Consider the following 22465-nt stretch of genomic DNA (forward strand, 5'->3'; position numbering starts at 1 on the left):
GATTTACCGATTTGCAATGAACGTTTTGGGGTGGGGGCACCCCTGTCTGGCGGGCGACGGAACAGCTGCCCACCGGTCCGACAGGTCAGCAGAAACCGCCGTAAGCCTATATAATCACACTGCTTTCGGCCTACGGGCGTGTGGGCTCCAGCAGGCCTTCGCCGCACCTTGTCAAAGGTTTACTGGCGCACTGCGACATCGGACCTGTAGCACGTCAGTAAACAGGATTTCACGGTTTACAAAGAGAGAACTGGCGAAGGGCGAAGGCTCAGTCGGCCGAGCGCCGGAACACGAGTGACACATTGGTGCCGCCGAAGCCGAACGAGTTGCTCATGACGGCGTCGACGCGGGCCTCGCGGGCGGTGTGGGGCACGCAGTCCAGGGTGATTCGCGGGTCCTTGTTCCGGAGGTTGATGGTGGGCGGGAGCACGCCGCGGGTGAGGGCGAGCACGCTGATGACGGCCTCGGCGGCGCCGGCCGCGCCGTTCATGTGGCCCGTCATGGACTTGGTGGAGGACACGGCGAGCGAGCGTGCGGCGTCGCCGAAGACGCGGGCAATGCCCTGCATCTCCAGCACGTCGCCGATGTCCGTCGAGGTGCCGTGCGCGTTGACGTAGCCGATGTCCGCGGGAGTGAGGCCCGCGTCCTTCAGGGCGGCGCGCATGCTGCGCTGGGCGCCCTCGTGCTCGGGTGCGGGCGAGGTGACGTGATGCGCGTCGGAGCTGGCGCCATAGCCGGACAGCTCCGCGTAGATGCGCGCGCCCCTCGCCCGGGCCTGCTCCCACTCCTCGAGCACCACCATGCCGGCGCCCTCGGCGAGCACGAAGCCGTCGCGGTCCGCGTCGAACGGGCGGCTGGCCTCCTGGGGCGCGTCGTTGCGCGTGGACAGGGCCTTCATCGCCGCGAAGCCGCCCACGCCCAGCAGGGAGATGGGGGCCTCGGAGCCGCCGGCCACCGCCGCGTCGAACTCGCCGCGTTGGATTCCGCGCATCGCCTCGCCAATGGAGTGGGCGCTGGTGGAGCAGGCGGAGTTGGTGGACCAGGAGGGCCCCTTGATTCCGTGGCGCATGGTGACGTAGCCGGGCGCCATGTTGATGATCATCTGGAGGATGAAGAACGGGCTGATGCGGTCCGGCCCCTTCTCCAGCGCCTTGCGGTAGGTCTCCTCCATGCTGGCGATACCGCCGATGCCGGAGCCGATGATGGCGGCCACGCGCTCGGCGTTCTCCGGGGTGATTTTCAGCCCCGAGTCCGCCAGGGCCATGTCCGCCGCCACCACCGCGAACTGCGCGAAGCGGTCCATCCGCCGCACCTCGCGCCGCTCGATGTAGTCCTCGGGCTCGAAGTCCTTCACCTCCCCGGCGATGCGGCAGTCGAGCCGGCTCGCGTCGAAGAGGGTGATGGGCCCCACGCCGCTCCGCCCGTTCACCAGGGCGTCCCAGCTCTTCTCCACGCCCGTGCCACAGGGGCTGATGAGCCCCAGCCCCGTCACCGCGACTCGCCGCTTCTGCATGGCCTTGCTCTCCCTGCACGCCTGGGAGGAGGCGATGAACGGGCCGGACGCCCGGACCCCCGCTTCCCGTGTGCGCTCACCAGGTCTTTTTATTATGTGCATCATGCCATCATGGCAAGCAGATGTGTGCCGGGGTTGCAGGCCTGGCTGAAGTATTGGATGACGAGCATCATTCCAACCGGGAGGAAGCACCGATGAGTGAGGGGAGCGCTGGGCACCGGACTCGCACCGTGACGTGGAGGGACCCGCGCGAGGGCGTGGCGGCGGCGAAGACGCTGTCCGGCCTGGAGTACCTGCGCGCCATCATCAAGGGTGAGGTGCCCGGGGCGCCCATCGCGGAGCTGATGGGCTTCGCGCCGGTGGAGGTGTCGGAGGGGCGGGCGGTGTTCGCGGTGGAGCCGGCGGAGTACCACTACAACCCCATTGGCACGGTGCACGGTGGGCTGGCGGCCACGTTGCTGGACTCGGCGCTGGCGTGCGCGGTGCACTCCACGCTGCCGGCGGGCTCCGGGTACACGACGCTGGAGCTGCACGTGAATCTGGTGCGCGCCATCGCCCATGACACGGGGCGGCTGACGTGTACGGGGGAAGTGGTGCACGTGGGCGGGCGGGTGGCCACGGCGCAGGCGAAGCTGACGGATGCCTCGGGGAAGCTGTATGCCCACGGCACGACCACGTGCATGCTGTTCCGGCCCCCCGGCGCCGGAGGCCGCGAGTAGGAGACGCAAGCGATGCGGTATGGACCGGAGCACAAGCAGGCCACGCGCGAGCGAATCCTGACCGCGGCGGAGAACCTCTTCCGCAAGCAGGGCTTCGAGGGCGCGAGCGTGGAGCGTGTCATGCGCGCGGCGGGGCTGACGGTGGGCGGCTTCTATGCCCACTTCACGTCGAAGGACTCCCTGCTCGCGGAGTCCGTCCGCGCGTTCTTCCAGCGCAACGGCGAGCGGTGGCTGGGCGGGCTGGAAGAACTGCGGGGCGCGGAGTGGCTGAGCCACTTCGTGCGCCGGTACCTCAACCGGCACATCCGCGACAACATGGAGACGGGCTGTGTGATGCCGTCCATCTTGTCGGACCTGGCGCGGGGCACGCCCGAGGCGCGCGAGGTCTTCGCCGAGGGAATCGACGGGCTGGCGAAGGAGATGGCCGCGCACGTGCCGGGCGAGGACGGCGTCACCGCGCGGAAGCGGGCGCTGGCGACGGTGACGTTCGTCATCGGCGCGATGACGCTGGCCCGGGCGACGAAGGGACTGCCGCTGTCGGATGAAATCCTGGAAGCGGCGCGGGAGTTCCTGCTCGCGGGCGGGAAGGGGACGGAGGCGGCTCCGGCTCCGGCCTCGGGGAAGAAGTCACACTGAGTTTGGGGTGGTGCTCACCACCACCGGAGGCCGCCGCGTGGGCCCCGGCGCATCGTGTTCCGCCACAGCGCGTGCGCGCCCACGGCGAGCAGCAGCCAGAGCAGGCCGAAGCCCGTCAGGCGCATGCCCATGAGCACGGCGGCGAGGACGTACCAGTGGAAGTGCTCCTTCCAGCGCCACCGGGGGCGAGTGCCGGCGACCTCGCTCACCGGCCGCCAGGGCTCCGACTCGGAGAGACGAATCTGGTCCGTGGGATCCACGAGGCCCGTCGTCAGTGCCTGACGGACCTCGTCCAATCCTCGGTAGGACATCTCGCCATCAGGCGTCCGGATGGTGACGGGCATGGCGCGCGACTCTAGGGCAGCGCCGCTCGCGTGAGCCATCCGCGCCCGGTGAAGAATGGCCGGGGAGTGGCGGGAGCCATCCATGCCCGGTGAGCGCTGTTCGTGGCGTGGCGGCACGGACGGCCTCGCGCATTGGCGTATTCTCGCGACCGCTGGCGCAGCGCTTCGAGGTGACGCGTGGGACGCAGACTGGATGAAAGCACTGCTTCGGCGCGCGCCTGGATGGGGCGCTCACGGTCGGCCGCACTGCTCCTGCTCGCGCTCGCGGCGCTGTCCTGCCAGACACCCGCACGCACGCGTCCGGAGGGAGACCCGGCGGCGCTCCGCTACAACATCACCTACGTGCGCGAGCCGGAGCACTCGCTCGACGTGGAGGTGGTGCTCGTGCGTGGCTCGCCCCGCGAGTTCCTCTTCAGCGAGCCCGGCGGCGTGGACTCCGTGCAGGTCTGGAGCGACGACGGCGAGGTGCGCTCGCTACCTGTCCGCAGCGGCGCGGTGAGCCTGCCCTCCGGTACGCGCTTCCTGCGCTACCGCTACGCGCTGGACGCGCGCATCCGCACAGAGGGGCCGGGCTTCTTCTCCGGCATCGGTGACGGTGACGCGCGCCACGTGGCCGGGCGCGAGTACCTCATCCGCCCGCGTGTGGTGCCCCCGGAGCTGCGCGTGGAGTTGTACGTGGAGGGCGCGGACGCGCTGCTTCCGTGGACGCCGGGGGAGGGTGGCCTCTACCGGCTGCGCGGCGAGGACCTGGTGGACTCGGGCTTCCATGGCTTCGGCGGGCGCAGGTGTCAGGTCCAGCTTCCCGACGCGGTGCTGGACGTCGGCATCCTCGGGCACTTCACGCACCTGACCGACGCGGAAATCTGCGAGTGGCTGCGCCAGGCCGCGGAGGAGGTGCGCACCGTGCGCCGCGCCTTTCCGTACCCGCGCATCTCCGTGCGTGTCATCCCCGTGGCCGCGCGCCGCGGCTCCAGTCTCTTCGGCATGGTGCAGTGGAGCTCGCCGCCCAGCATCTCCATCCTCGTCGGCCGCGACACCGAGGCCGCCGCCTTCCAGCGCGACTGGGTCGCCGTGCACGAGATGCTTCACCTCGCCCACCCCGTCATCCTCCCGCGCGTGCCCTGGCTCTCGGAGGGACTGGCCACCTACTTCACCGAATTGGCGCGCGCGCGCTCCGGGCGGCAGAGCGCGGAGCGCGCGTGGGAGGAGCTCGCGGACGGCTTCTCTCGCGCGCGCGCACGGTCCGGTGACAGGACGATGGAGGAGGTCATCGCAGGCAGCCCGTTCTCCCTCGGCGTCTACTGGACGGGCGCCCTGTTCGCCCTGCGCCTCGATGTGGAATTGCGCCGTATCACTGGAAACAAGCGCCGGCTGGAGGACGTGCTGGAGCTGCTGGCGGAGCGCGGGCCTACGTCCACCTTCGGCGCATTTGGCTCGGCGGTGGATGCTGTCGCGGGACAGCCCCTCTTCAATGCGCTGCTGTCGCGGCACCTCCAGCGACCTTCTTTTGCGGAGGTGGAAGGTCTGCTAGAAACCCTGGGGGTCAGGGCTGACACGGGCGGAAGAGTCAAGCTGGTGCCGGCCCCGGACAGCCTGTTGCGTGAGGCGATGGACGGTCGGCGCACCCGCGGCGCTGGCTTCTGAACGAAGGTGGCGGGACGGACGGTGTAACCGGCGGACGGAAGCTGCGTACCGGATGCATCCGCGAACTTCCGACACCCGTAAATGAGGTCCAACATGTCACCCCGTTTCCTCGCGCTCGTCGCCCTCCTGTCCCTGCCCGCGCTCGCCGCGGAGCCCGCCGCCACGACGCAGGCCTTCGTCTTCAATGACCCGAACAGCCGCGACACCGTGGCCTTCATGCTGGACGCGCCGCTGGAGGTCATCAACGGCCTGTCCAACCAGGTGAAGGGCCGCGTCGAGGTGAAGGGCAACAAGGCGAGCGGGAAGTTCCAGGTGCCCGTGAAGTCCATCAAGACGGGCAACGAGACGCGCGATGGGCACCTCCAGAATGACCGCTGGCTGGACGCCGCGAAGTCCCCGGACATCACCTTCGAGTTCGCCGACCTGGCGCTCCCCGCCGCGCTGGAGCCGGGCAAGCCGCTGAAGGTGCAGGGCAAGGGCCGCTTCACCGTGCACGGAGTCACGCGCGAGGAGCCGGTGGAAGTCACGGCCACGTACTTCAAGGAGTCCGCCGAGACGAAGAATCGCGCCGCCGGTGACCTGCTGCGCGTGCGCGCGAAGTTCCAGATTCCGCTCGAGGCCTACGGCATCAAGCGGACGGAAGCGTTGGTGCTCAAGGTGGGCGAGACCGCCGAGGTCTCTGTCGACGCCTGGGGTTCCACGCAGTTCAAGCTGTAGCAACTCGAGCCGTACCTCACCCCCCAAAGCAGTCTCGAAAGGAAGCAACACCATGAACGTCAAGACCCTCGCGGCGATCGTCGGCACCCTCTCCCTGTCCGCGCTGGCCACCGGCTGTGCGTCCACCAAGTCCGCGGAGGCCCAGCCGGCCACCGCCGAGAAGGGCGCCGAGGGCAGCTGCGGCGCGAAGGCCACCGAGGCGAAGGGCGCCGAGGGCGGCTGCAGCGGCCAGAAGCAGGAGGGCGCTGCTCCCGCCGCGACCCCGGAGAAGGGCGCCGAGGGCAGCTGCGGCTCCGGTTCCTGTGGCGGCGCGAAGAAGTAATCGCGCTTCATGCCGGGGGCCGGTGAATGCCGGCCTCTGATCGCGGGCGGTGGGAGGAATGCTCCCGCCGCCCGTGTCGTTCGTACCCCCTGAGGAGGAGTCCCCGGTGGTTGCAACCTACGCGAGCCGACACGGGCTGAAGCCGCTGGGCGCGGGCATCGGGTTGAGGCGGAGCTTCTACGAGGAGCTGCCCCGCACCGAGCGCTCGCTCGACTGGGTGGAAATCATCCCGGAGAACTTCCTCACGCTGGGAGGAAGGCCGCAGCGCACCCTGGACGCCTGCGCGGAGCGGTGGCCGGTGCTGCCGCATGGCGTGGGGCTCGACATCGGCGGGCCGGATGCGCTGGACGGGGACTACGTCACCCGGCTGGCGGCGCTGGTGGCGCGCGTGGATGCGCCGTTCTTCTCGGACCACCTCTGCTACTCACGGCTGGACGGCGTGTACCTGCACGACCTGTTGCCGCTGCCCTTCACCGAGGCCGCCGTGGAGCACGTGGTGCCGCGCGTGCGTGAAGTCATGGCGCGCGTGGGCCGGCCCTTCCTGCTGGAGAACCCGAGCTACTACGCGAACATGCCGGGCGGCACGCTGCCCGAGGCGGACTTCCTGCGGCACGTGGTGGAAGAGGCGGACTGCGGCCTGCTGCTGGACGTGAACAACGTCTACGTCAACGCGCTCAACCACGGGTACGACGCGCGCGCCTTCGTGGACGCGCTGCCGCTGGAGCGGGTGGTGCAGGTCCACCTGGCCGGCCACACGCGCTACCCGGACGTCATCATCGACACGCACGGCGACCGCGTCTGCGGCGACGTGTGGTCGCTTTATGAGTACGTGCTGCGACGCACCGGTCCGGTGGCGACGCTCATCGAGTGGGACCAGGACATCCCCTCGCTGGACGCGGTGCTGGACGAGGCGGACGTGGCGCGCGCCGCGCTGCGGAAGGTGGCGGAGCGATGAAGCCGGGGCTGAAGCACTTCTTCGACAGCATGGGCGCGTACTTCGCCCGCCCCGGCGCGCAGTCGCTGGACGCGCTGTACGCGGAGCACCCCGGCTGGGACGCGCCGCGCGGCCGTGTCTCCGTCTATGGCGACTTCGTGCGCGGGCACGTGCGCGGCGTGCTGGACAAGGTCTTCCCGCTGGTGCGCAAGGCGGTGGAGGCCGAGCCCTGGGACGCCCTGGTGGAGGCCTACACGCTGACGCGGCCGGCGCGGCACCACGAATTGAACCACCTGGCCGAGGGCTTCCCGGCCTTCGTCGCGGACGCGGCGGCGCCGCGGGGGCTCGCGGCCTTCGTGCCGGCGCTGGCCCGCTTCGAGTGGACGGACTTCGCGGTGTTCGCCTCCGAGGCCCCGCCGGAGCGGGTGGAGCGACTGACGGCCAACCCCACGCTCGCGGTGCTGGAGCACCCCTACCGGCTCTGCGCGTACGTGCGCGCGCAGGGGACGCTGCCGGAGCCGGAGGCGGGGGAGGAACTGGCCCTGCTGTGGCGTCACCCGGAGCACCTGGTGACGTACTACGTGGAGGCCACGCCGCCCGCGCTGCTGGTGCTGAAGATGGCGGTGGAGGGACTGGCCGTCGCCGACGTGGCCGCGGCCACCGGCATGCCCGAGGCGGAGCTGCGGGGCGCGGTGGAGCGCTTCTCCCGCGACGGCCTGGTGCTGGCTCCGGCTCCGGGTGGCTCCAGGGACTGAAGTCCCCGCCTACTGTGCCGAGTACCGCGCCACACCCTTCGGGGTGGCGATGTAGCGGACACCCTCCGGCGTCGCGAGCAGTGCGCGCACGTCCGAGTCGGGCAGCCCCTCGTTGGTGCCGAACGGGGTGACGATGTCGGCGGCCACGTCGTAGCGCACCAGCCCGTCCCTCGTGCCGGCCCACAGCACGTCGCGCGTGCCGGCCTCCGTGGTCCGCCGCTCGAAGTGGAGCGCCGTCACCCGCTCGTCCGACAACTCCCACGGCGCGGCGCGCAGCGCGGGGCCAGGGCTGCCCAGCGCGCTGAAGCCCCTGCGCGTCCCCACGAAGACCTGCCCCTCCGGGCCCACCGCCACGGACAGCACGTCCAGGTCAGGCACCTCGGGCGGCACGTGGAACGCCACCGAGACGTCGGCGAGCGCCGGCTCGAAGTCGTTCCCCGCGGTCAGGGTCAGCTCGGCCAGGCCGGCGGATGTCGCGGCCCAGGCCTTCACTCGCGTGGATGTGGACCGGGGTGAGAAGACCACCTGCCGCACCACGCGCCCCTCCAGCAGTCGCTGGCCGACGATGGTGCCGGCGCGCCCACCCGCGGAGGGGTTGCTCGCGCGGGTGAGGATGAGCCCCCGGCCCGTGCCCAGCAGCAGCAGGTCCGGAGCCTCCCTCACGGCCATCGCCGTCACGCGGTCTTCCGTGGCGCCCAGCGGCCCGCCCGTGAAGCGCGTGCACGTATTCTCCACGCACCGGTGCACGCCGCCACCGTCCGTGCCCACGAAGAGCACCTCGCCGGTGGAGGTGCGCAGGGTGGACAGCGCCAGGGCCGGCGCGCTCACGGCCAGCGTCCCCACGGAAGGCTCCGTGCTGAACACCGAGGCCGCGGCGCCGTCCACGAAGCGCAGCCCGCCGCCGAAATACGCCAGCGCCATGGCGGACTCATTCGCGCCCGTCACGACGTCCATCAACCGAGGCCGCCCGGTGGGAAGCACCGTGAAGGAGGCCGCGGCCCGGCCCACCGCGCCGTCGCGGACCTCGGCGAGCAGCATCACCGTGTGCCGGCCCACGCCGGGCGCGGTGAGGGTGACGACGGGGCTGTTGCCCGCGCCCACCTCCACCTGGCCGCCCAGGCTGTCCAGCCACGCCAGCCTCGAGAGGGCAGTCGGAACTTTCAGGTCGTTCACGGAGCCGGTGGCGATGATGGGCTGCCCCTCGCGGCACGGCTCCTCGAGGCAGTCGGTGTCGCCCTGGCGCAGGGCCTCCACGCGGACCTCGGGCGCCCCGTTCACCGTCACGGAGACGGTGGCGGCGCAGGCCAGGCCCCAGGGGTCCGTCACGGTGAGCGTCAGCACGTGCGTGCCCGGGGTGGTCAGCCGGTTGGTGGTGGTGCCCGCACCTCTCGCCAGCGCCCCGTCACGCGAGGACGTCCAGACGAAGCGCAAATCTCCCTGCGGGTCCTCCGCGTCCGTGGCCGAGCCCGCCAGCGTCAGCGTCCGCCCGGCATTCCCCACCGCGCCTGGACGGGGCGCCTGGATGGCGCAGCCCGAAGGGGCCGAGTTGACGATGACGCGCACCTGTTGCCGCGCGCAGCCGCGCAGCGTCGCGTCCTCCGGGTCCACCGCGCAGGCGGTGAGCGTCTGCGCGCCGGCCACGGTGAAGACGGTGTCCAGGACCTCGCCCGTGCCCAGCGGCGTGGAGGACACGCTGGTGGCCCAGGTGGGTGCCACCGTCGCGCCCGTCTCCGGGTCCACGCACCGGCCGCGCAGCGTACTGGACGCGCCCCGAAGCAGCCGCGCACTGGCGAGCGGCGCGTCGATTTCGCACCACGGGGGCAGGTTGGTGACGAGCCGGATGCGGACGCTGTCGGTGGCCGCGTTGCCCTGGCCGTCCACCGCGCGCGCCGTCACCGTGTACTCACCGGGCTCGGTGAAGGTGTGCTCCAGGGAGGGCCCTTCGCCGAGCTCGATGCTCCCCGGCTCCAGCACCCACCGGATGACGCCGTCCAGGTTGCCCGCGCCGCTGTCGGCGTTGAAGTCCTGCGCCGTGGCGCGGAAGAGGAGGGTGGACGCGAAGGGCACCGGCTCGCCCGTCTTCACGTACACCTCCGCCTGCTCGGGGCGGGTGATGAGCACCGACGGCGCCCGGGTGGCGCGCACGGTGACGCGCACGGTGGCGGTGGTGCTGACGCCCGTGTCCGGGTCCGTCGCGGTGCAGGTGAGGGTGTCCTCGCCCGCCACCCGCAGCGTGGTCCGCGCCGTCTCGCCCGGGGGCAGCGGCCCCGTCAGGGCGGACGTCCAGTGCACCGCGCCGCCCGTCAGCCGCAAGCCGCCGACGGTGCGGGCCTCGCACTCCAGATCCAGCGGCTCACCCAGGTTGAAGGCGCTGCCGGCCGCGGGGCGGAGCACGCTCGCGGCGGGCGCGCCCGTGCCCAGGACATTCAGCCTCAGCGACGCGCTGGAGACCTGGCCACCCGAGTCCACCACCGTGGCCGTCAGCGTCACGTCGCCCTCCTCGCGGAAGGTGGCGGTGGCGCGCACGCCTCGGGTGAGCTGCCCTTCCCGCGAGGACACCCAGAGCACGCTGTCGCCCAGCGCGTCGCCGTCCTCCGCGTCCTCGACGTGCGCCTCGAACTCCACGGGCTGGCCCACGCGCAGCCCCGTCGCGGCTTCCGGACGGAGGATGCGCAGCACGGGCGCGGCGTTGGGGGCGGGCTGCGACGGGCCCGGGGGCGTGTCACAGGCCCAGAGGCTGGCGGAGACGAGGGCTACCAGGGCCAGCCGGGCACGAAGGTGGGGCCGGGGATTCACGGGTCAGCGCTTCGCCCGGCAGACGCGGCCGACGGCGGAGTCCAGACAGCGCAGTGAGCCCGGGCACTCACGGTCCGAGCTGCACGCGACGGTGCACGCACCCTCCACGCAGAGCCCGTCGGACAGCCCCTGGTCCCTGCATCGGGCATCGCCGTCGCAGGGCATGTCGAGCCCCAGCAGGGCGTGGCACCCCGCGAAGCGCGCCGCGTCCGGCAGGCACCGGCCGGACTGACAGGTGAAGCCCGGCTCACAACCCTTCTCCGGGGCTACCTCATCGCCGCACTCCGCCACGCACGCCGCGCCGCCCTCGGGCAGGTCCTGGCAGCTCGTGCCCTCCTTGCACTTCCAGTCCCCGTCGCACGGGGAGCACTGGGGACCGGCGCCCTCGCAGCGGAAGCCCTTGCAGGACAGGCCCCCGGCGCACTGCGCGTCCTCGTAGCACTCCACGCACTTGTTGTTGGTGGGCGCACACGTCAGGCCGTCCGCGCAGCCCGTCACCGCGCAGCCGCGGTTGACGTACTCCGGGTCGGCCTCCAGGGTGACCTTGAGCTCCTTCTTCTCCCCGGCGCCCACGCACGCCTCGGCCTGCGTCAGAGGGAAGCCGGTGGCGGACACCGTCACGCCGTAGCACCCGTCCGGCAGCGGCCCCACGCGCAGGCGCCCCGAGTCGTCCAGCAGCAGCCGCTGGAAGGGCGTGCCCACGACGGACACCTGCGCGCCCGTCAAGCGCTCGCCCTGCGAGGCCTTCACCCGCATGTCGAAGAAGCCCGCGGCGTTGGGCGCAACACCCTTCACTTCAATGGACTGGCCGCCCTGCACCGTGATGCCGACGCGCAGCGCCTTCTCCGCGGTGGCCACGATGAACAGCTCCGCGGGGCCCGCGGGCACACCCTCGAGCACGAAGCGCCCTTCGGCGTCCACGTTGCTGCGCACGCCGGGCTGGCCCACCAGCGACACCAGCGCCACGGCGGCGTCGAACTCGGTGAGCTGCCCGCGCACGGTGCCCACACGGAACGGGTCGTTCTGGATGTTGCCGCACGCGCCCGTCATCAGGGCGAGCAGCGCGGCCATCGCGATGTGGAAAGTCGTGCGCATCAGAACCGATACCCCGCGCCGGCCCATCCGCCGGTGAAGCCCACGGCCTGTCCCCGCCCGTCCACCACCACGTACGTCAGCATGAGCTGGGCCTGCGACATCAGCTCCAGCCGCTCACCGACACGCCACACCACGCCACCCACCACGCCGGGGCTCACCGTGAAGAAACTCTGGCTTCCCGCGAAGGCCTCCACGTCGAAAGACCGCCCCAGGTACAGAGCGGCCACACGCGGGCCGGCGAACAGCGTCACCCGCTCCCAGCGCCAGAGGTAGGGCAGGGCGGCGCCGGTGGTCAGTGTCGTGTAGCCAAAAGGCACCTCGCTGCCCGGCGCCACCCGCAGCTTCTGCTTCCCGGTGCTGAAGGCCACGTCGAAGAGCAGCGCCCAGTCCTGGAGCGGCTGGTCCTCCAGCCGCAGCGACAGCGCCACCTCCGGCGCCCGCGGCAGCAGCTCCCTGCGGCTGTTCGCATCCGCGAAGGTGAACATGCCGCCCAACAGCGACAGCGAGCGGCGGGGGAAGGCCTCCGACAGCAGACGCTCCAGCGGGAGGCGCTCGCCGGCGGTGATTTCCACCTCGCGCCGCACCAGCACCGAGTCGCCCTTGGTCAGCTCCACCGTCCGCTTGCCCGGCACCACCGCCGCGCCGCCCGGCAGGTCCGTGCGGGGCTCTCCGTCCACCTTGAGGGTGAAGCCGTCCAGCCGGGGGTTGTAGGAGAACAGCTCCGGCCGTCCCATGCGGGAGATGCTGCCCGACAGCACCACGGGGTCCGCGCCCACCTCCAGGATTTCCGCCGAGGGCCGCTGGCGTCCCTCCGTGAAGGCGAAGGTGCGGCGGCGCGCGTAGTCATGCGCCTCCGTGGCGGTGACGGCCCCGTCCACGTTGCGGTCCGCGGAGCCGCCCAGGCCGTCGATGAGGAAGTGGGTGTAGATGTCGTTGCGCAGGCCCTCGTCCTCGCGCGCCGTCTCGCCCCAGTCGCAGGCGGCGAACACCAGCGACGCGCGCGACGACTCCTCCAGCGGCCGCGCGTAGAAGCCGGACTTGATGCCGGCCAGCTCCGCCTCCAGCTCCTTGGGCAAGAGCGACTTGCCGCTGCCGCTGTGACAGGTGGCCAGCACCAGCAGCCGCCGCCGGCTGGTCAGCCCGTCGAACTCCGCCTTCAGCGCGTCCATGGACAGCGCCGTCTGGGGGATGGCGCGGTAGGACGCGTCGCGCGTCACCAGGTAGCGCCGCAGCTCGCCCTGGTTGTCGCGCGCCAGCGTGCCGTGCGCGGAGAAGTAGACCACCACCACGTCGTCGGGCCGGTGCGCCTCCTTCCGCAGCTGCCGCAGCGCCGCGAGGATGGAGGCGCGCGTCGTCTCCTCCGGGCGCGAGAGCACGCGCACCTGGTCGAACCGGCCCCGCGCGGGGTCTCTCAGCGCGTCCGCCAGGTCCGAGGCGTCCTTCGTCGTGTAGCGCAGGCCCCGCCAGTGCGGGTCGTCGACCTCGGAGATGCCCACCAGCAGCGCCATGCGCCGCGGGGTGTAGGCACTGGACAGCGCCTCCTCATCGAGCCGCAGCGGCACGACGCCGCCCTTCTCCACGGACGTGGAGCTCGCGCACGCGACGAGGCCCGCCAGCAGAATGGGGAGGAGGTGCTTCACGGTCATGGGTCAGCGGGGATTCTGACCGCTTCCCACACTGACGTCGAACCGGGTGACGGCCAGTCGGTTCTGTTCCCAGGCCGTACTTCCGCCCACCAACACTTCCCGTACCGCCTCCGGCGTCGGCTCCTGCCCGCCGGCCGCGCCCACCAGCCAGAGCGTCACCGGACCGGACTCGCCCTCCAGGCTCACTCCGGCCAGGCCCTGCGGACCCTCCAGGTCATGTGTCCCCGCCTCGAGCGGGAAGCGGCCGAGCAGCTCCGGCCCCTGTCCGGCCCGCTGCTGGAAGAGCAGGGCGGTGCCGGCCTCGGTGGCGTGGTAGCGCAGGAGCAGCACGTCCGCGTCCTCGACGGGCGACTCCGAGTCCAGCCGTCGCAGGCCGCCGTCCGCGGCCCGCGCCACCACCGCCAGCTCCAGGGCGATGTTGCCGCTCGGGCCCTTCACGCCGTTCCAGTCCGTGTCCGCGCCGGTGTCCGTGGCGGGGGTGGGGGCGCGCAGGCGGGGCACCAGCACCACCGCCAGGAGGCTGGCGGCGATGGCTCCCGCGACGAGTCCCCAGCGGCGCGCGTCCGGTCGGCCCTGGCGCAGGCCGCGCCGCACGCGCGCCAGGCCCACCTCGTCCAGTGGGGCGTCCTGCTTCGCGACCGGGCCCAGGCCCAGCAGCAGTGCGTCCACCTGCCCGTCGAGCACGTCGGGTCCGGAGTTCGTGGCGAGGAACTGCTCACAGGTTTCGCAGGAGGTGCCCAGGTGCTCGCGGAAGTACGCGACGGCCTCCGGCTCCCGGCGGGCCAGGGCGCTCAGCGCGTCGGCATTCAGGTGTCTCATCACGTCTCACTCCCACCGACCGGCGAGCACCCGCCGGAGCAACTCGCGCTTGATGCGGGAGCGGAACCGCTCCAGCCGCATCGTCACCGCGCTCTTTCCCACGCCGAGCTTCTCGGCAATCTCTCGCGCGGACAGCTCGCCCTCAATGTAGAAGAGCTGCACCGTCCGCTTCTCCTCGCCCTCCGGCAGCTCCGCGATGAGCCGCCGCACCACCTCGATGTCGCGCTCCAGTTGGAGCGCCTCCGGAATGTGCGGAACCGAGTCCGGCTCCGGGTCCGCGACATCGTCCTCCAGCCGTCGCGTGCTCGACTTGCGCTCCAGCCGCGTCCGCGCGCGGTTGCGGGCGATGGAGAGGAGCCAGGCCTCGAAGGCCCCCACCTCCTTCAGCCTCGGGAGCGCCCGGAAGGCCCGGACGAAGGTCTCCTGGATGACGTCCTCCACCTCGTCGGGGTCCAGGGGGGCGAACCCCGCCACCAGCCTGGCCACCATGGGCCGGGAGCGTCGATACAGCTCACTGTAGGCGGACGCCTCCCCTCGGGACGCCCGCAGTACCCATTCCGTCAACCCCTCCGAGGAACCCACCTGACCTCCAGACCCGCCGAATCCCCCGGCGGCCACACACGTTTCCTGGAAAAAACCGTCCCCCCGCACCACGAGCGGGCAGCCAACCACCTTCGCGCTGGCCCCCGGGGGGCCTCCAGGGGGAAGAATGCCGCCACGGCCGTTCATTTTCCAAAGGACAAAGCCATGCGCGTCATCAACTTCAACCCCGGACCCGCTGGACTGCCCCTCCCCGCGCTGGAGCGCGCCCGGGACGAGCTGCTCGAGTTCCAGGGCTCCGGCATGTCCATCATGGAGCACAGCCACCGGGGCAAGGAGTACGAGGCCGTCCACGACGAGGCCATCTCCCTCCTGACGGGGTTGCTCGGCATTCCCGCCACCCACCAGGTCCTCTTCCTCACCGGTGGCGCATCGCAGCAGTTCGCCCAGGTGCCGATGAACTTCCTCACCCCGGAAGCCGCCAGCGCGGACTACCTCATGACGGGGGTGTGGAGCGAGAAGGCCTTCGACGAGGCGAAGTACTACGGCAAGCCCCGCGTCGCGGCGACCACCGTCCAGCCCGACAAGCACTACACGCGCGTGCCCCGTCAGGACGAGCTGAACCTGGACCCGAAGGCCGCCTACGTCCACATCACCAGCAACAACACCATCTACGGCACCCAGTGGCACACCTTCCCGGACGTGGGGAGCGTGCCGCTCGTGGCGGACATGAGCTCGGACTTCCTGTGGAAGGCCATGGACGTGAGCCGCTTCGGGCTCATCTACGCCGGCGCGCAGAAGAACCTGGGCCCGTCGGGGGTGACGCTGGTGGTGGCCGACAAGGGCTTCATCGCCCGGGGCCGCAAGGACATCCCCAAGGTCTTCCGCTACAGCACCCACGCGGAGAACAACTCGCTCTACAACACGCCCCCCACCCTCGCCATCTACCTGGTGCGCAACGTGCTGGCGTGGGTGAAGGACGTGGGCGGCCTGGCGCAGCTGGAGAAGTGGAACCGCGAGAAGGCGGCGCTGCTCTACGGCGCCATCGACCGCAACGCGGGCTTCTACCGTGGGCCCGTGGAGCGCGAGTCCCGTTCAGTGATGAACGTTGTCTTCCACCTGCCCACCGAGGAGCTGAACACCACCTTCGTCGCCGAGGCGAAGAAGGCGGGCATGGTGGGACTGAAGGGACACCGCACCGCGGGCGGCATCCGCGTTTCCACGTACAACGCCGTCACGGTGGAGAATGTGCGTACGCTGGCCACCTTCATGGATCACTTCGTGAAGATGCGCGGCTAGGCTGCGTCCAACCCGCACGGATTTGATTTCCCACTTGGAGGTCGTCACATGAAAGCCACGCTGTCCGCCGTTGCGCTGACCCTGATGCTCGCCGCTCCCGCGTTCGCCAAGGAGGTTGAGGTTGCCGGGGTGAAGTACCCGGAAACGGCCACGGTGGAGGGCAAGGAGCTGAAGCTCAACGGGGTGGGCCTGCGCACCAAGGTCGTCTTCAAGGTCTACACCGCGGGGTTGTACGTGGAGAACCCGTCGTCGGACGGGGCGCAGATCATCAGCTCGGATCAGATCAAGCGCGTGCGCATGTACATGCTGCGGGATTTGGAGAAGAAGACCATCGCCGACGCCATGTCCGACGGCTTCAAGAAGAACGCCGGCACGAAGATGGCGGAGCTCCAGCCCAAGCTGGACACCTTCACCTCGGCCCTCACCGACGCGAAGAAGGGTGACGAAATCATCCTCACCTACGTCCCCGGCCAGGGCACCCGGGTACAGAGCGCCAAGGGCGGCCAGCAGATCACCGTCGAGGGCAAGGACTTCGCGGACGCGCTCTTCTCCGTCTTCGTGGGGAAGAACCCCGTGGACGGTGGCCTCAAGGACGGGATGCTCGGCAAGGACTGAGCGGGCTGACGCTTCGTGGCCCTGGCGCCCCGTGTCTCCCATGAGAGGCACGGGGCGTCGCCGTTCAGGGCCCGTGGAGATGCAATTCCCGGACGTTTCGTGCGTAGGGAGGGGCGTGTCCGGCTGCACGGCGGTGCCAGGTCTGATAGCAACCGGTGGGCAAGGAGGACGTCATGGGAATCTGCGCGTGGCTGGCGTTGGGCGGAATCGCGGGCTGGCTGGCCAGCATCATCAAGGGCACCAACGCCCGGATGGGGATGTTCGCGAACATCGCCACCGGAATCGTGGGCTCGATGATTGGCGGCTGGCTGTTCAGCCTGATTGGCGGCAGGGGTGTGACGGGCTTCAACCTCTACTCGCTGGCGGTGGCCACGGTGGGGGCCGTCATCCTCATCACCATCGTCCAGGCCATCCGAAAATAGGGCCCGAGCGCCTCAGAACAGGCTGAGCTGGGGCGTGGGCGGAGGCTTGCGCTCCGGGCGCCGGAAGGTGTCCGGAGCGTCGGGCTCGGTGACGGAGGACGTGCGGATTCCGGCCTTCCTCGCCGCCGTATGGAAGAGGCGGTGGATGGTCTCCGCGTAGAGCCCCTCGCCGCGCATGCGGTGCTTGAAGCGCGAGTCGGTGAGCTCCCCGCCGCGCGTCTCGCGGATGCGGTGCAGCACGCGCTCGGCGCGCAGGGGCAGCTTCGTGCGCAGGCGCTCCTCGAAGACCTGCTGCACCGGGCCGGGCAGGCGCACCAGCGTGTGGTGCGCGCGGGTGGCGCCGGCCTCGCGCGCGGAGGCCAGCACCCGGTGGATGTCCTCGTCGTTGAGCCCGGGGATGATGGGAGACACGGACACCGCCACGTCGATGCCGGCCTCGGTGAGCCGCTGAATCGCGAGCAGCCGCCGGCTCGGTGACGCCGCGTAGGGCTCCATGGCGCGCGCCAGTTCCGCGTTGTGGAAGGGCAGGCTGATGCTCACCCACAGCCGCGCGTCCCGCGCCAGGCGCTGGAGCACGTCGATGTCCCGCTCAATCAGCACGCCCTTGGTGATGATGCCCACCGGGTTGCGGTACTCGGCGCAGACCTCCAGGCACCCGCGCGTCAGGCGCATCGAGGCCTCCAGCGGCTGGTAGCAGTCGGTGACGCCGCTGAAGACCACAGTCTCGCCCTTCCAGGACGGCTTGTCGAAGGCCTCGCGCAGCAACTCCGGCGCACGCGGCTTCACCACCAGCTTCGTCTCGAAGTCCGTGCCGGCGCCCATGTCCAGGTACTGGTGCGTGGGCCTCGCGTAGCAGTACGCGCAGGCGTGGAGGCAGCCCCGGTACGGGTTGACGCTCCAGGTGAAGCACACGTCCGGGCTGTCGTTGCGCGACACCACCTGCCGGCTGTGGTCCTCGAACACCTCCAGCTTCGAGGGCGGAATCTCGTCCAGGTACTCCACCGCGGTGCTCGCCCAGGGGTTGGGCGGATTGTCGACGGGACGGGCCTTCACGCGCTCAAAGTGAACCTGAAAGCGCGTTCAGTCAAGGGCTCGCCTGCTTCCTGGTGGGGCCTGCTCACCCGAAGGGTCAGCCCTTCGTGCCCACGCGCAACATCATGAAGCCCGAGTCGGGGTCATTGCCTGTCATCTCGACGCGGCCACGGGTGGACCACTCATGCCGTGCGTAGTAGCCCTGGAACGAGGGCTGGATGTCGGTGGGCAGGCGCACCTGGCCTTCGAACACCTTCGTCTCGTTGGCACCGAGCGTAAAGGCCGGAGCGATGGGGACCTGCTGCTCGAAGCTGACGTGTGAGGAGTTTCCGGGCTGTTGGCTCGTGGCCACGGGCAGGTGCACCGTCTCGATTGCGCGCAGGTCCACGAAGACGCCACCCGACTTCACCGGTGCGCCGGTGGAGGTGGCGGTGACGCGTACGGAGAGGACATCTCCGGGAAGCGCAACGCTCGGCTGATATTCAAGGGAGACGCGGGCGGCGCCACCCGACACCGAATGGGCCGCGCCCTTCAACTTGTCCAGGAGTCCCATGGCCATGTCCTTTGCGTAGAGGGGAGGAGGGCGGACAGGCTCCAGCGTTCCACCCTCTCCAAGGGGTCGAGTCGCCCGCACCTCGTTGTGATGCCCGACACGTTGCTTGAAGCGAGCGCGGGCAGGGGAGATGCCCGTGGCCAGGACCCGGCTGGCCGCTCCCGGCACCCAACGATGATTCCCGCATGGCGCGAAGAGGCCCGTCGTCGGCGCATGGAAGCGACGCCCCACCCAGGGGATTGCGCTGACACGGGCCAATGCGGAGGGTAGGCTTGCCGCGAGCGCAGCGACTCCTCTCGTGGGGCACCCATGCAGCCTGGCCACCTGAATCCGTCATGCCTCCCGTCGGGGACGAGGGTGGGGCCGTGGCGCGTGATGGAGCGGAGGGGCTATGGAGCCTACGGCGCCGTCTACCGCGCCTTCAGCGTTGAGGGCGGGTCCGGACCCGTCGCCCTCAAGCTGGCCCTGCGCCCCGGAGATGAGCGCTTCGCACGAGAAGTGGAGCTGCTCTCCCGCATCCGCCACCCGAGCGTCCCGCGCCTCATTGGCAGTGGGAGCTGGCAATCGCCGTGGGGCCTCCTCCATCCCTGGCTCGCGATGGAGTGGGTCGAGGGCCTGTCCCTGTACGAATGGGCACAGGTGGTGAGCCCCACCTCCCGCCAGGTGCTCCACACCTTCGCCCGCCTCGCGCGGGCCCTGGCGGCCACTCATGCCGTTGAAGGCGTTCACAGAGACGTGAAGGGTGACAACGTCCTCGTGAGCGCCACGGATGGCCAGGTCTTCCTCACCGACTTCGGCTGCGGACACTACGTGGGTGCCGTCCCACTGACGTCGCCGCCATTTCCTCCCGGGACTCCGCCCTACCGCTCGCCGGAGGCCTTGCGCTCCGTGCGGCTCCCCATCCTCGAGTCGACCCCGGCCTACGCGCCCGGGCCGGCGGATGATGTCTTCGCATTGGGGGTGACTGCATACCGGCTGGTGACTGGCGAATACCCTCCCTCGGTGGCGCCGCTGGACAAGGACTCCCAAGTCTGGAGCCCGGAGGGGGCGGGCCCGCGGCCTGCACGCGTCGTCAACGTCCGCTGCTGCGCGGAGCTGAGCGCGCTCGTGTCGCGGATGCTTTCGGTGCGGCCTGAGGCACGTGGCAGTGCCCGCGAGCTGGCCGAGGCTTTGGAGCGGGCCGCGAGGAAGGCGGGGCCGGAAGCAGAGGTGCCTCTCTTCGCGAGGGAGGAGGCCTGGTCCAAGGATGTATGGGCCGTCCCCCGGCACGTCGTGCCACGGACGCCGGGGCGCCTCAATCGCTCATGGCTCGCTGCGGCCAGCCTGGGAGGTGCCGTGGCTCTGGCAGCCGGGGGAATGATGCTGAGCGTGCAGCTCGGAGAAGAGACCGAGACGCGACACGCGTCAGCGCCCGAGGATGCAAAGGATGCCGGCACCGTGGCGGTCGGAGACACCGCGTTGACGGCCCCGGTGCCGCTGGTGCGGGCGCCTTCCGCGTGGTCGACCATCGCGGTGGACGTGCCCCCCAGGCCGCTTCCAGGACAGGCGCGACCGGATGCAACGGGCCGCTGTCCCGGCAGGGGGGTTCCCATCAATGGTGGGTGCTGGCTGAAGCTGGAGCTTGGCGTGAAGGATTGTGAAGACGACTACAACAATTACGTGTTCAAGGGCGCATGTTACGGCCCCGCATTTCCGAAGCCGCGTCCGTCCACCTCGGGTTCCTCGGAGCACGTCGGAGACGACGGCCCATAGCGCGAGGTGCGGAAAGCCGAAGACAAAGGAGTCGCTGGAAGAATTTGAACGCATCCGCTCCACCGGCGCGCGGCGCTTCGGCTGTGCGGCGGACACGCTATCGTCGCGCGAAGATGGGCTCTCTCGACTTCACTTCATTGCGTGGTCTCGTGGCGACGCTGGCCAGCCTCGTGCTGGTGTCGCTGGTCGTCGTCGGCATCCGCCTGCTGGTGATGCAGACCGTGCAGCGCCGACGAGAACGCGAGAACCGCCAGATCAACGAGCGGCTGAGGACGCTGATTGCGGCGTACAAGACGCTCGGCGGCTCGTTCACCGGTGAGCTCGTCGTGGACCCGACCCACCTGCGCGACCTGCGTCGGCGGCTCGCGGCTGGCGAGCCGCTCGAGCAGGAACCGGACCCAGGCCTCGGGCTTGCGTCGCCGCTCGAGCACCCGGCGCACGAGCGCCGCCGGCGCATCCGCGACGCGGTCGAGGCGGCGCTGTCGGACGTGGTCCTGCTCGGTACCGAGGAGCAGGTGCGGCTCGCCGCCGAGGCTGCGGCGGACATGGTCGCCGGGCGCAAGGTCGGCACCGCGCGGCTGGTCGTGTCGCTGCGCGATTTCATCCGTCGGGCGCTCGACCTCGAGCCCATCCCCTACGGGCTCGCCATCCCCGACCAGGGGCCGGTGCGCCCCGGGGGCGGGGGCAAGGGCGGCGACAAAGGCGGCGGAAAAGGTGGTGGCGGCGGGGCGGGTGGCGGTGGGGCCGGTGGCGGTGGTGCTGGCGAGGCCGGAATGGGCGGAGCAGGCGTCCATGCGGACACCGACGACCCTGACGACGTCCACCGCGGTTGAACCGGGCGAGCGCTTCCCGCGTCGAACGCACGGCCGCTGACGCTGGCTGGCCAGCAGGCGCTCCAGGGCGCGCCAGAGCGCGTCGGCGGATTTCTGGGGGGACATGTCGATCCTTGCCAGGCTTTTTCGTCGCCATTTTGAAAGAGGGCGCGGATGGTCATTCCGACCGGGGCGTCCTCCCCAACCGAAAGGAGCACGACGATGCGAGTCATGGTGCTGATCAAGGCGACGAAGAACTCCGAGGCCGGCGTGATGCCTGGCGAGAAGCTGCTCGCCGACATGGGCAACTTCAACGAGGAGCTGGTCAAGGCCGGCATCATGCTGGCAGGCGAAGGCCTCCACCCGAGCCGCAAGGGCAAGCGGGTGCGGTTCTCGGGCGGGAAGAAGAGCGTCCTCGACGGTCCGTTCGCCGAGACCAAGGAACTGCTCGCCGGCTATTGGGTCTGGCAGGTGAAGTCGATGGAGGAGGCCGTGGAATGGGTTCGCCGCTGCCCTGACCCCATGCCCGGCGAGGACGCGGAGATCGAGATCCGTCCCATCTTCGAGGCCGAGGACTTCGGCGCCGAGTTCACGCCGGAGCTGCGCGCCCAGGAGGATCGGCTGCGCGCCGAGCTCGAGCGGCCGCGCGGTTCTTGACGCGCGCGGTCCTGTTCGGCCTGCGCAACCCCGAGGCGCTCGCCAGCCCCGAGGTGCCGTTGTGGCACCCGCTGGAGCTCCTCATGCAGGGCACCAACCCCGGTGGCATGTGGCGCCTGCCCTCGGCTGGGAGCGGGCCGCTCTACTTGACGGCCGCCACCGGGGTTCCTGCTCCTGACTCCTGGCCGGACATGAGCATGGCCTCGTGGCGCGCCTCGGCCATGTCAAAGTAGGGAATCTTCGGCTCCAGTCCCAGGCCGCGCGCGTACTGCGCCAGCGCTCCCCGGTGATGCGCCGTGTGGTCGATCATGATCTCGAAGACATGGGCTGCCGTGAACCACGGAGGGAAGATGGGAGTGGGGGGCAGGGGCACCTGCACGAGCTCTTCCATCGTCCTGGCGCCGAACAGCGCGCTGGCGGAATCCATCGACCGGTCGAACAACTCCGCCGCCTTCTTGAGCGAGCGGCCAGCCTCCTGCACCTCGGGAGAAGTGTTCCGCTCCTCGAGGCCGATGTTGGCGCCCTCCGTCCATGACATGTCGACGAAGCCCGGCTGGCGCTGCGACATCGGAGACCAGCCCTCGAACACGCCGAACAAGCCCGAGAGGAAGAACTCGATGGCCGCCGCCGCATGCAGCACCTGGCCCGCGGCGGTCATGGCCGCCGGAGTCACTCGGGAGCTTGCGTCTTCATCCCTGAAACATTCCAGGGTGCGGTGAAAGAACTCCCGGTGCATGCGGAGCTTCCGGACGAAGGGGTGAGGTTGGGCCGGGCTCTCGGCGGTCTGGGAGGTATCCATGGACTGCTCCTTGGCAGCATCAGAGGGCGCATATTCATGACATG

General features: G+C 70.4%; 23 protein-coding genes. 13 read left to right on the plus strand and 10 right to left on the minus strand.

Annotation, left to right across the window (positions count from 1 at the left end):
- Positions 1 to 268: 268 nt before the first annotated feature.
- Entirely contained in the window at positions 269 to 1513 is a 1245-nt protein-coding gene (gene fabF, locus OV427_RS37860) for a beta-ketoacyl-ACP synthase II (RefSeq protein ID WP_267861097.1), read from the minus strand.
- A 194-nt stretch (positions 1514 to 1707) separates the two neighbouring features.
- On the opposite strand from fabF, the gene OV427_RS37865 reads away from it, so the two are divergent.
- Both OV427_RS37865 and OV427_RS37870 read left to right on the plus strand, forming a co-directional pair.
- On the plus strand, positions 1708 to 2232 hold the full coding sequence (locus OV427_RS37865) for a PaaI family thioesterase (RefSeq protein WP_267861098.1): 525 nt from the start codon (positions 1708 to 1710) through the stop codon (positions 2230 to 2232).
- Between the two features lie 12 nt (positions 2233 to 2244).
- Positions 2245 to 2868, plus strand: a complete 624-nt coding sequence (locus OV427_RS37870; protein ID WP_267861099.1) for a TetR/AcrR family transcriptional regulator — start codon at positions 2245 to 2247, stop codon at positions 2866 to 2868.
- A gap of 14 nt (positions 2869 to 2882) precedes the next feature.
- Here OV427_RS37870 and OV427_RS37875 read toward each other — a convergent pair whose 3' ends face one another.
- Positions 2883 to 3212, minus strand: coding sequence for a hypothetical protein (locus OV427_RS37875; RefSeq protein ID WP_267861100.1), 330 nt, complete (start codon positions 3210 to 3212; stop codon positions 2883 to 2885).
- 177 nt (positions 3213 to 3389) lie between these two features.
- On the opposite strand from OV427_RS37875, the gene OV427_RS37880 reads away from it, so the two are divergent.
- From OV427_RS37880 to OV427_RS37900, 5 genes are all read left to right on the plus strand, one after another.
- A complete protein-coding gene (locus OV427_RS37880; RefSeq protein WP_267861101.1) occupies positions 3390 to 4856 on the plus strand; it encodes a hypothetical protein in 1467 nt (488 codons plus the stop codon).
- A gap of 93 nt (positions 4857 to 4949) precedes the next feature.
- Positions 4950 to 5573: a YceI family protein gene (locus OV427_RS37885; RefSeq protein ID WP_267861102.1), complete on the plus strand. Its 624-nt coding sequence runs from the start codon at positions 4950 to 4952 to the stop codon at positions 5571 to 5573.
- A 52-nt stretch (positions 5574 to 5625) separates the two neighbouring features.
- Positions 5626 to 5895 carry a hypothetical protein gene (locus tag OV427_RS37890; RefSeq protein ID WP_267861103.1) on the plus strand — a complete coding sequence of 90 codons (270 nt, stop codon included), beginning with the start codon at positions 5626 to 5628 and terminating at the stop codon, positions 5893 to 5895.
- A 58-nt stretch (positions 5896 to 5953) separates the two neighbouring features.
- Entirely contained in the window at positions 5954 to 6850 is an 897-nt protein-coding gene (locus tag OV427_RS37895) for a DUF692 domain-containing protein (RefSeq protein WP_420718315.1), read from the plus strand.
- Positions 6847 to 7584, plus strand: coding sequence for a DNA-binding domain-containing protein (locus OV427_RS37900; protein WP_267861105.1), 738 nt, complete (start codon positions 6847 to 6849; stop codon positions 7582 to 7584). The genes OV427_RS37895 and OV427_RS37900 overlap by 4 nt, the downstream gene beginning before the upstream one ends.
- A gap of 9 nt (positions 7585 to 7593) precedes the next feature.
- Here the strand turns inward: OV427_RS37900 and OV427_RS37905 are convergent, their stop codons facing one another.
- The 5 genes from OV427_RS37905 to OV427_RS37925 are packed head-to-tail and all read right to left on the minus strand — an operon-like array spanning position 7594 to position 14522.
- Positions 7594 to 10380, minus strand: coding sequence for a PKD domain-containing protein (locus OV427_RS37905; RefSeq protein ID WP_267861106.1), 2787 nt, complete (start codon positions 10378 to 10380; stop codon positions 7594 to 7596).
- 3 nt (positions 10381 to 10383) lie between these two features.
- On the minus strand, positions 10384 to 11475 hold the full coding sequence (locus tag OV427_RS37910) for a carboxypeptidase-like regulatory domain-containing protein (RefSeq protein WP_267861107.1): 1092 nt from the start codon (positions 11473 to 11475) through the stop codon (positions 10384 to 10386).
- Complete coding sequence (locus tag OV427_RS37915) at positions 11475 to 13115, minus strand: caspase family protein (protein WP_267863535.1); 1641 nt, start codon at positions 13113 to 13115, stop codon at positions 11475 to 11477. The genes OV427_RS37910 and OV427_RS37915 overlap by 1 nt, the downstream gene beginning before the upstream one ends.
- Positions 13116 to 13124: 9 nt before the next feature.
- Positions 13125 to 13940 carry a hypothetical protein gene (locus OV427_RS37920; protein WP_267861108.1) on the minus strand — a complete coding sequence of 272 codons (816 nt, stop codon included), beginning with the start codon at positions 13938 to 13940 and terminating at the stop codon, positions 13125 to 13127.
- Between the two features lie 6 nt (positions 13941 to 13946).
- Complete coding sequence (locus OV427_RS37925; protein ID WP_267861109.1) at positions 13947 to 14522, minus strand: sigma-70 family RNA polymerase sigma factor; 576 nt, start codon at positions 14520 to 14522, stop codon at positions 13947 to 13949.
- Between the two features lie 165 nt (positions 14523 to 14687).
- Here OV427_RS37925 and serC point away from each other — a divergent pair, with 165 nt between their 5' ends.
- From serC to OV427_RS37940, 3 genes are all read left to right on the plus strand, one after another.
- Positions 14688 to 15779, plus strand: coding sequence for a 3-phosphoserine/phosphohydroxythreonine transaminase (gene serC / locus OV427_RS37930; protein ID WP_267861110.1), 1092 nt, complete (start codon positions 14688 to 14690; stop codon positions 15777 to 15779).
- 48 nt (positions 15780 to 15827) lie between these two features.
- On the plus strand, positions 15828 to 16394 hold the full coding sequence (locus OV427_RS37935; RefSeq protein WP_267861111.1) for a chalcone isomerase family protein: 567 nt from the start codon (positions 15828 to 15830) through the stop codon (positions 16392 to 16394).
- Between the two features lie 173 nt (positions 16395 to 16567).
- Entirely contained in the window at positions 16568 to 16816 is a 249-nt protein-coding gene (locus tag OV427_RS37940; protein ID WP_267861112.1) for a GlsB/YeaQ/YmgE family stress response membrane protein, read from the plus strand.
- Between the two features lie 12 nt (positions 16817 to 16828).
- On the opposite strand, the gene OV427_RS37945 is transcribed toward OV427_RS37940, so the two are convergent.
- Entirely contained in the window at positions 16829 to 17869 is a 1041-nt protein-coding gene (locus tag OV427_RS37945; RefSeq protein ID WP_267861113.1) for a PA0069 family radical SAM protein, read from the minus strand.
- A 76-nt stretch (positions 17870 to 17945) separates the two neighbouring features.
- The gene (locus OV427_RS37950; protein WP_267861114.1) at positions 17946 to 18401 is read right to left on the minus strand and encodes a hypothetical protein; all 456 of its coding nucleotides are present in this window, start codon (positions 18399 to 18401) and stop codon (positions 17946 to 17948) included.
- A 375-nt stretch (positions 18402 to 18776) separates the two neighbouring features.
- Between OV427_RS37950 and OV427_RS37955 the strand changes: the two genes are divergently transcribed.
- The 3 genes from OV427_RS37955 to OV427_RS37965 all read left to right on the plus strand — a co-directional run bounded on the left by OV427_RS37955 (position 18777) and on the right by OV427_RS37965 (position 21622).
- On the plus strand, positions 18777 to 20153 hold the full coding sequence (locus tag OV427_RS37955; protein WP_267863536.1) for a serine/threonine protein kinase: 1377 nt from the start codon (positions 18777 to 18779) through the stop codon (positions 20151 to 20153).
- 149 nt (positions 20154 to 20302) lie between these two features.
- Positions 20303 to 20986, plus strand: a complete 684-nt coding sequence (locus OV427_RS37960; protein WP_267861115.1) for a hypothetical protein — start codon at positions 20303 to 20305, stop codon at positions 20984 to 20986.
- Positions 20987 to 21187: 201 nt separating this feature from the next.
- On the plus strand, positions 21188 to 21622 hold the full coding sequence (locus tag OV427_RS37965) for a YciI family protein (RefSeq protein ID WP_267861116.1): 435 nt from the start codon (positions 21188 to 21190) through the stop codon (positions 21620 to 21622).
- A 142-nt stretch (positions 21623 to 21764) separates the two neighbouring features.
- On the opposite strand, the gene OV427_RS37970 is transcribed toward OV427_RS37965, so the two are convergent.
- Positions 21765 to 22421 carry a DinB family protein gene (locus tag OV427_RS37970; protein ID WP_267861117.1) on the minus strand — a complete coding sequence of 219 codons (657 nt, stop codon included), beginning with the start codon at positions 22419 to 22421 and terminating at the stop codon, positions 21765 to 21767.
- Positions 22422 to 22465: the final 44 nt, after the last annotated feature.

It is taken from the genome of Pyxidicoccus sp. MSG2, from assembly GCF_026626705.1.
GTDB lineage: Bacteria > Myxococcota > Myxococcia > Myxococcales > Myxococcaceae > Myxococcus.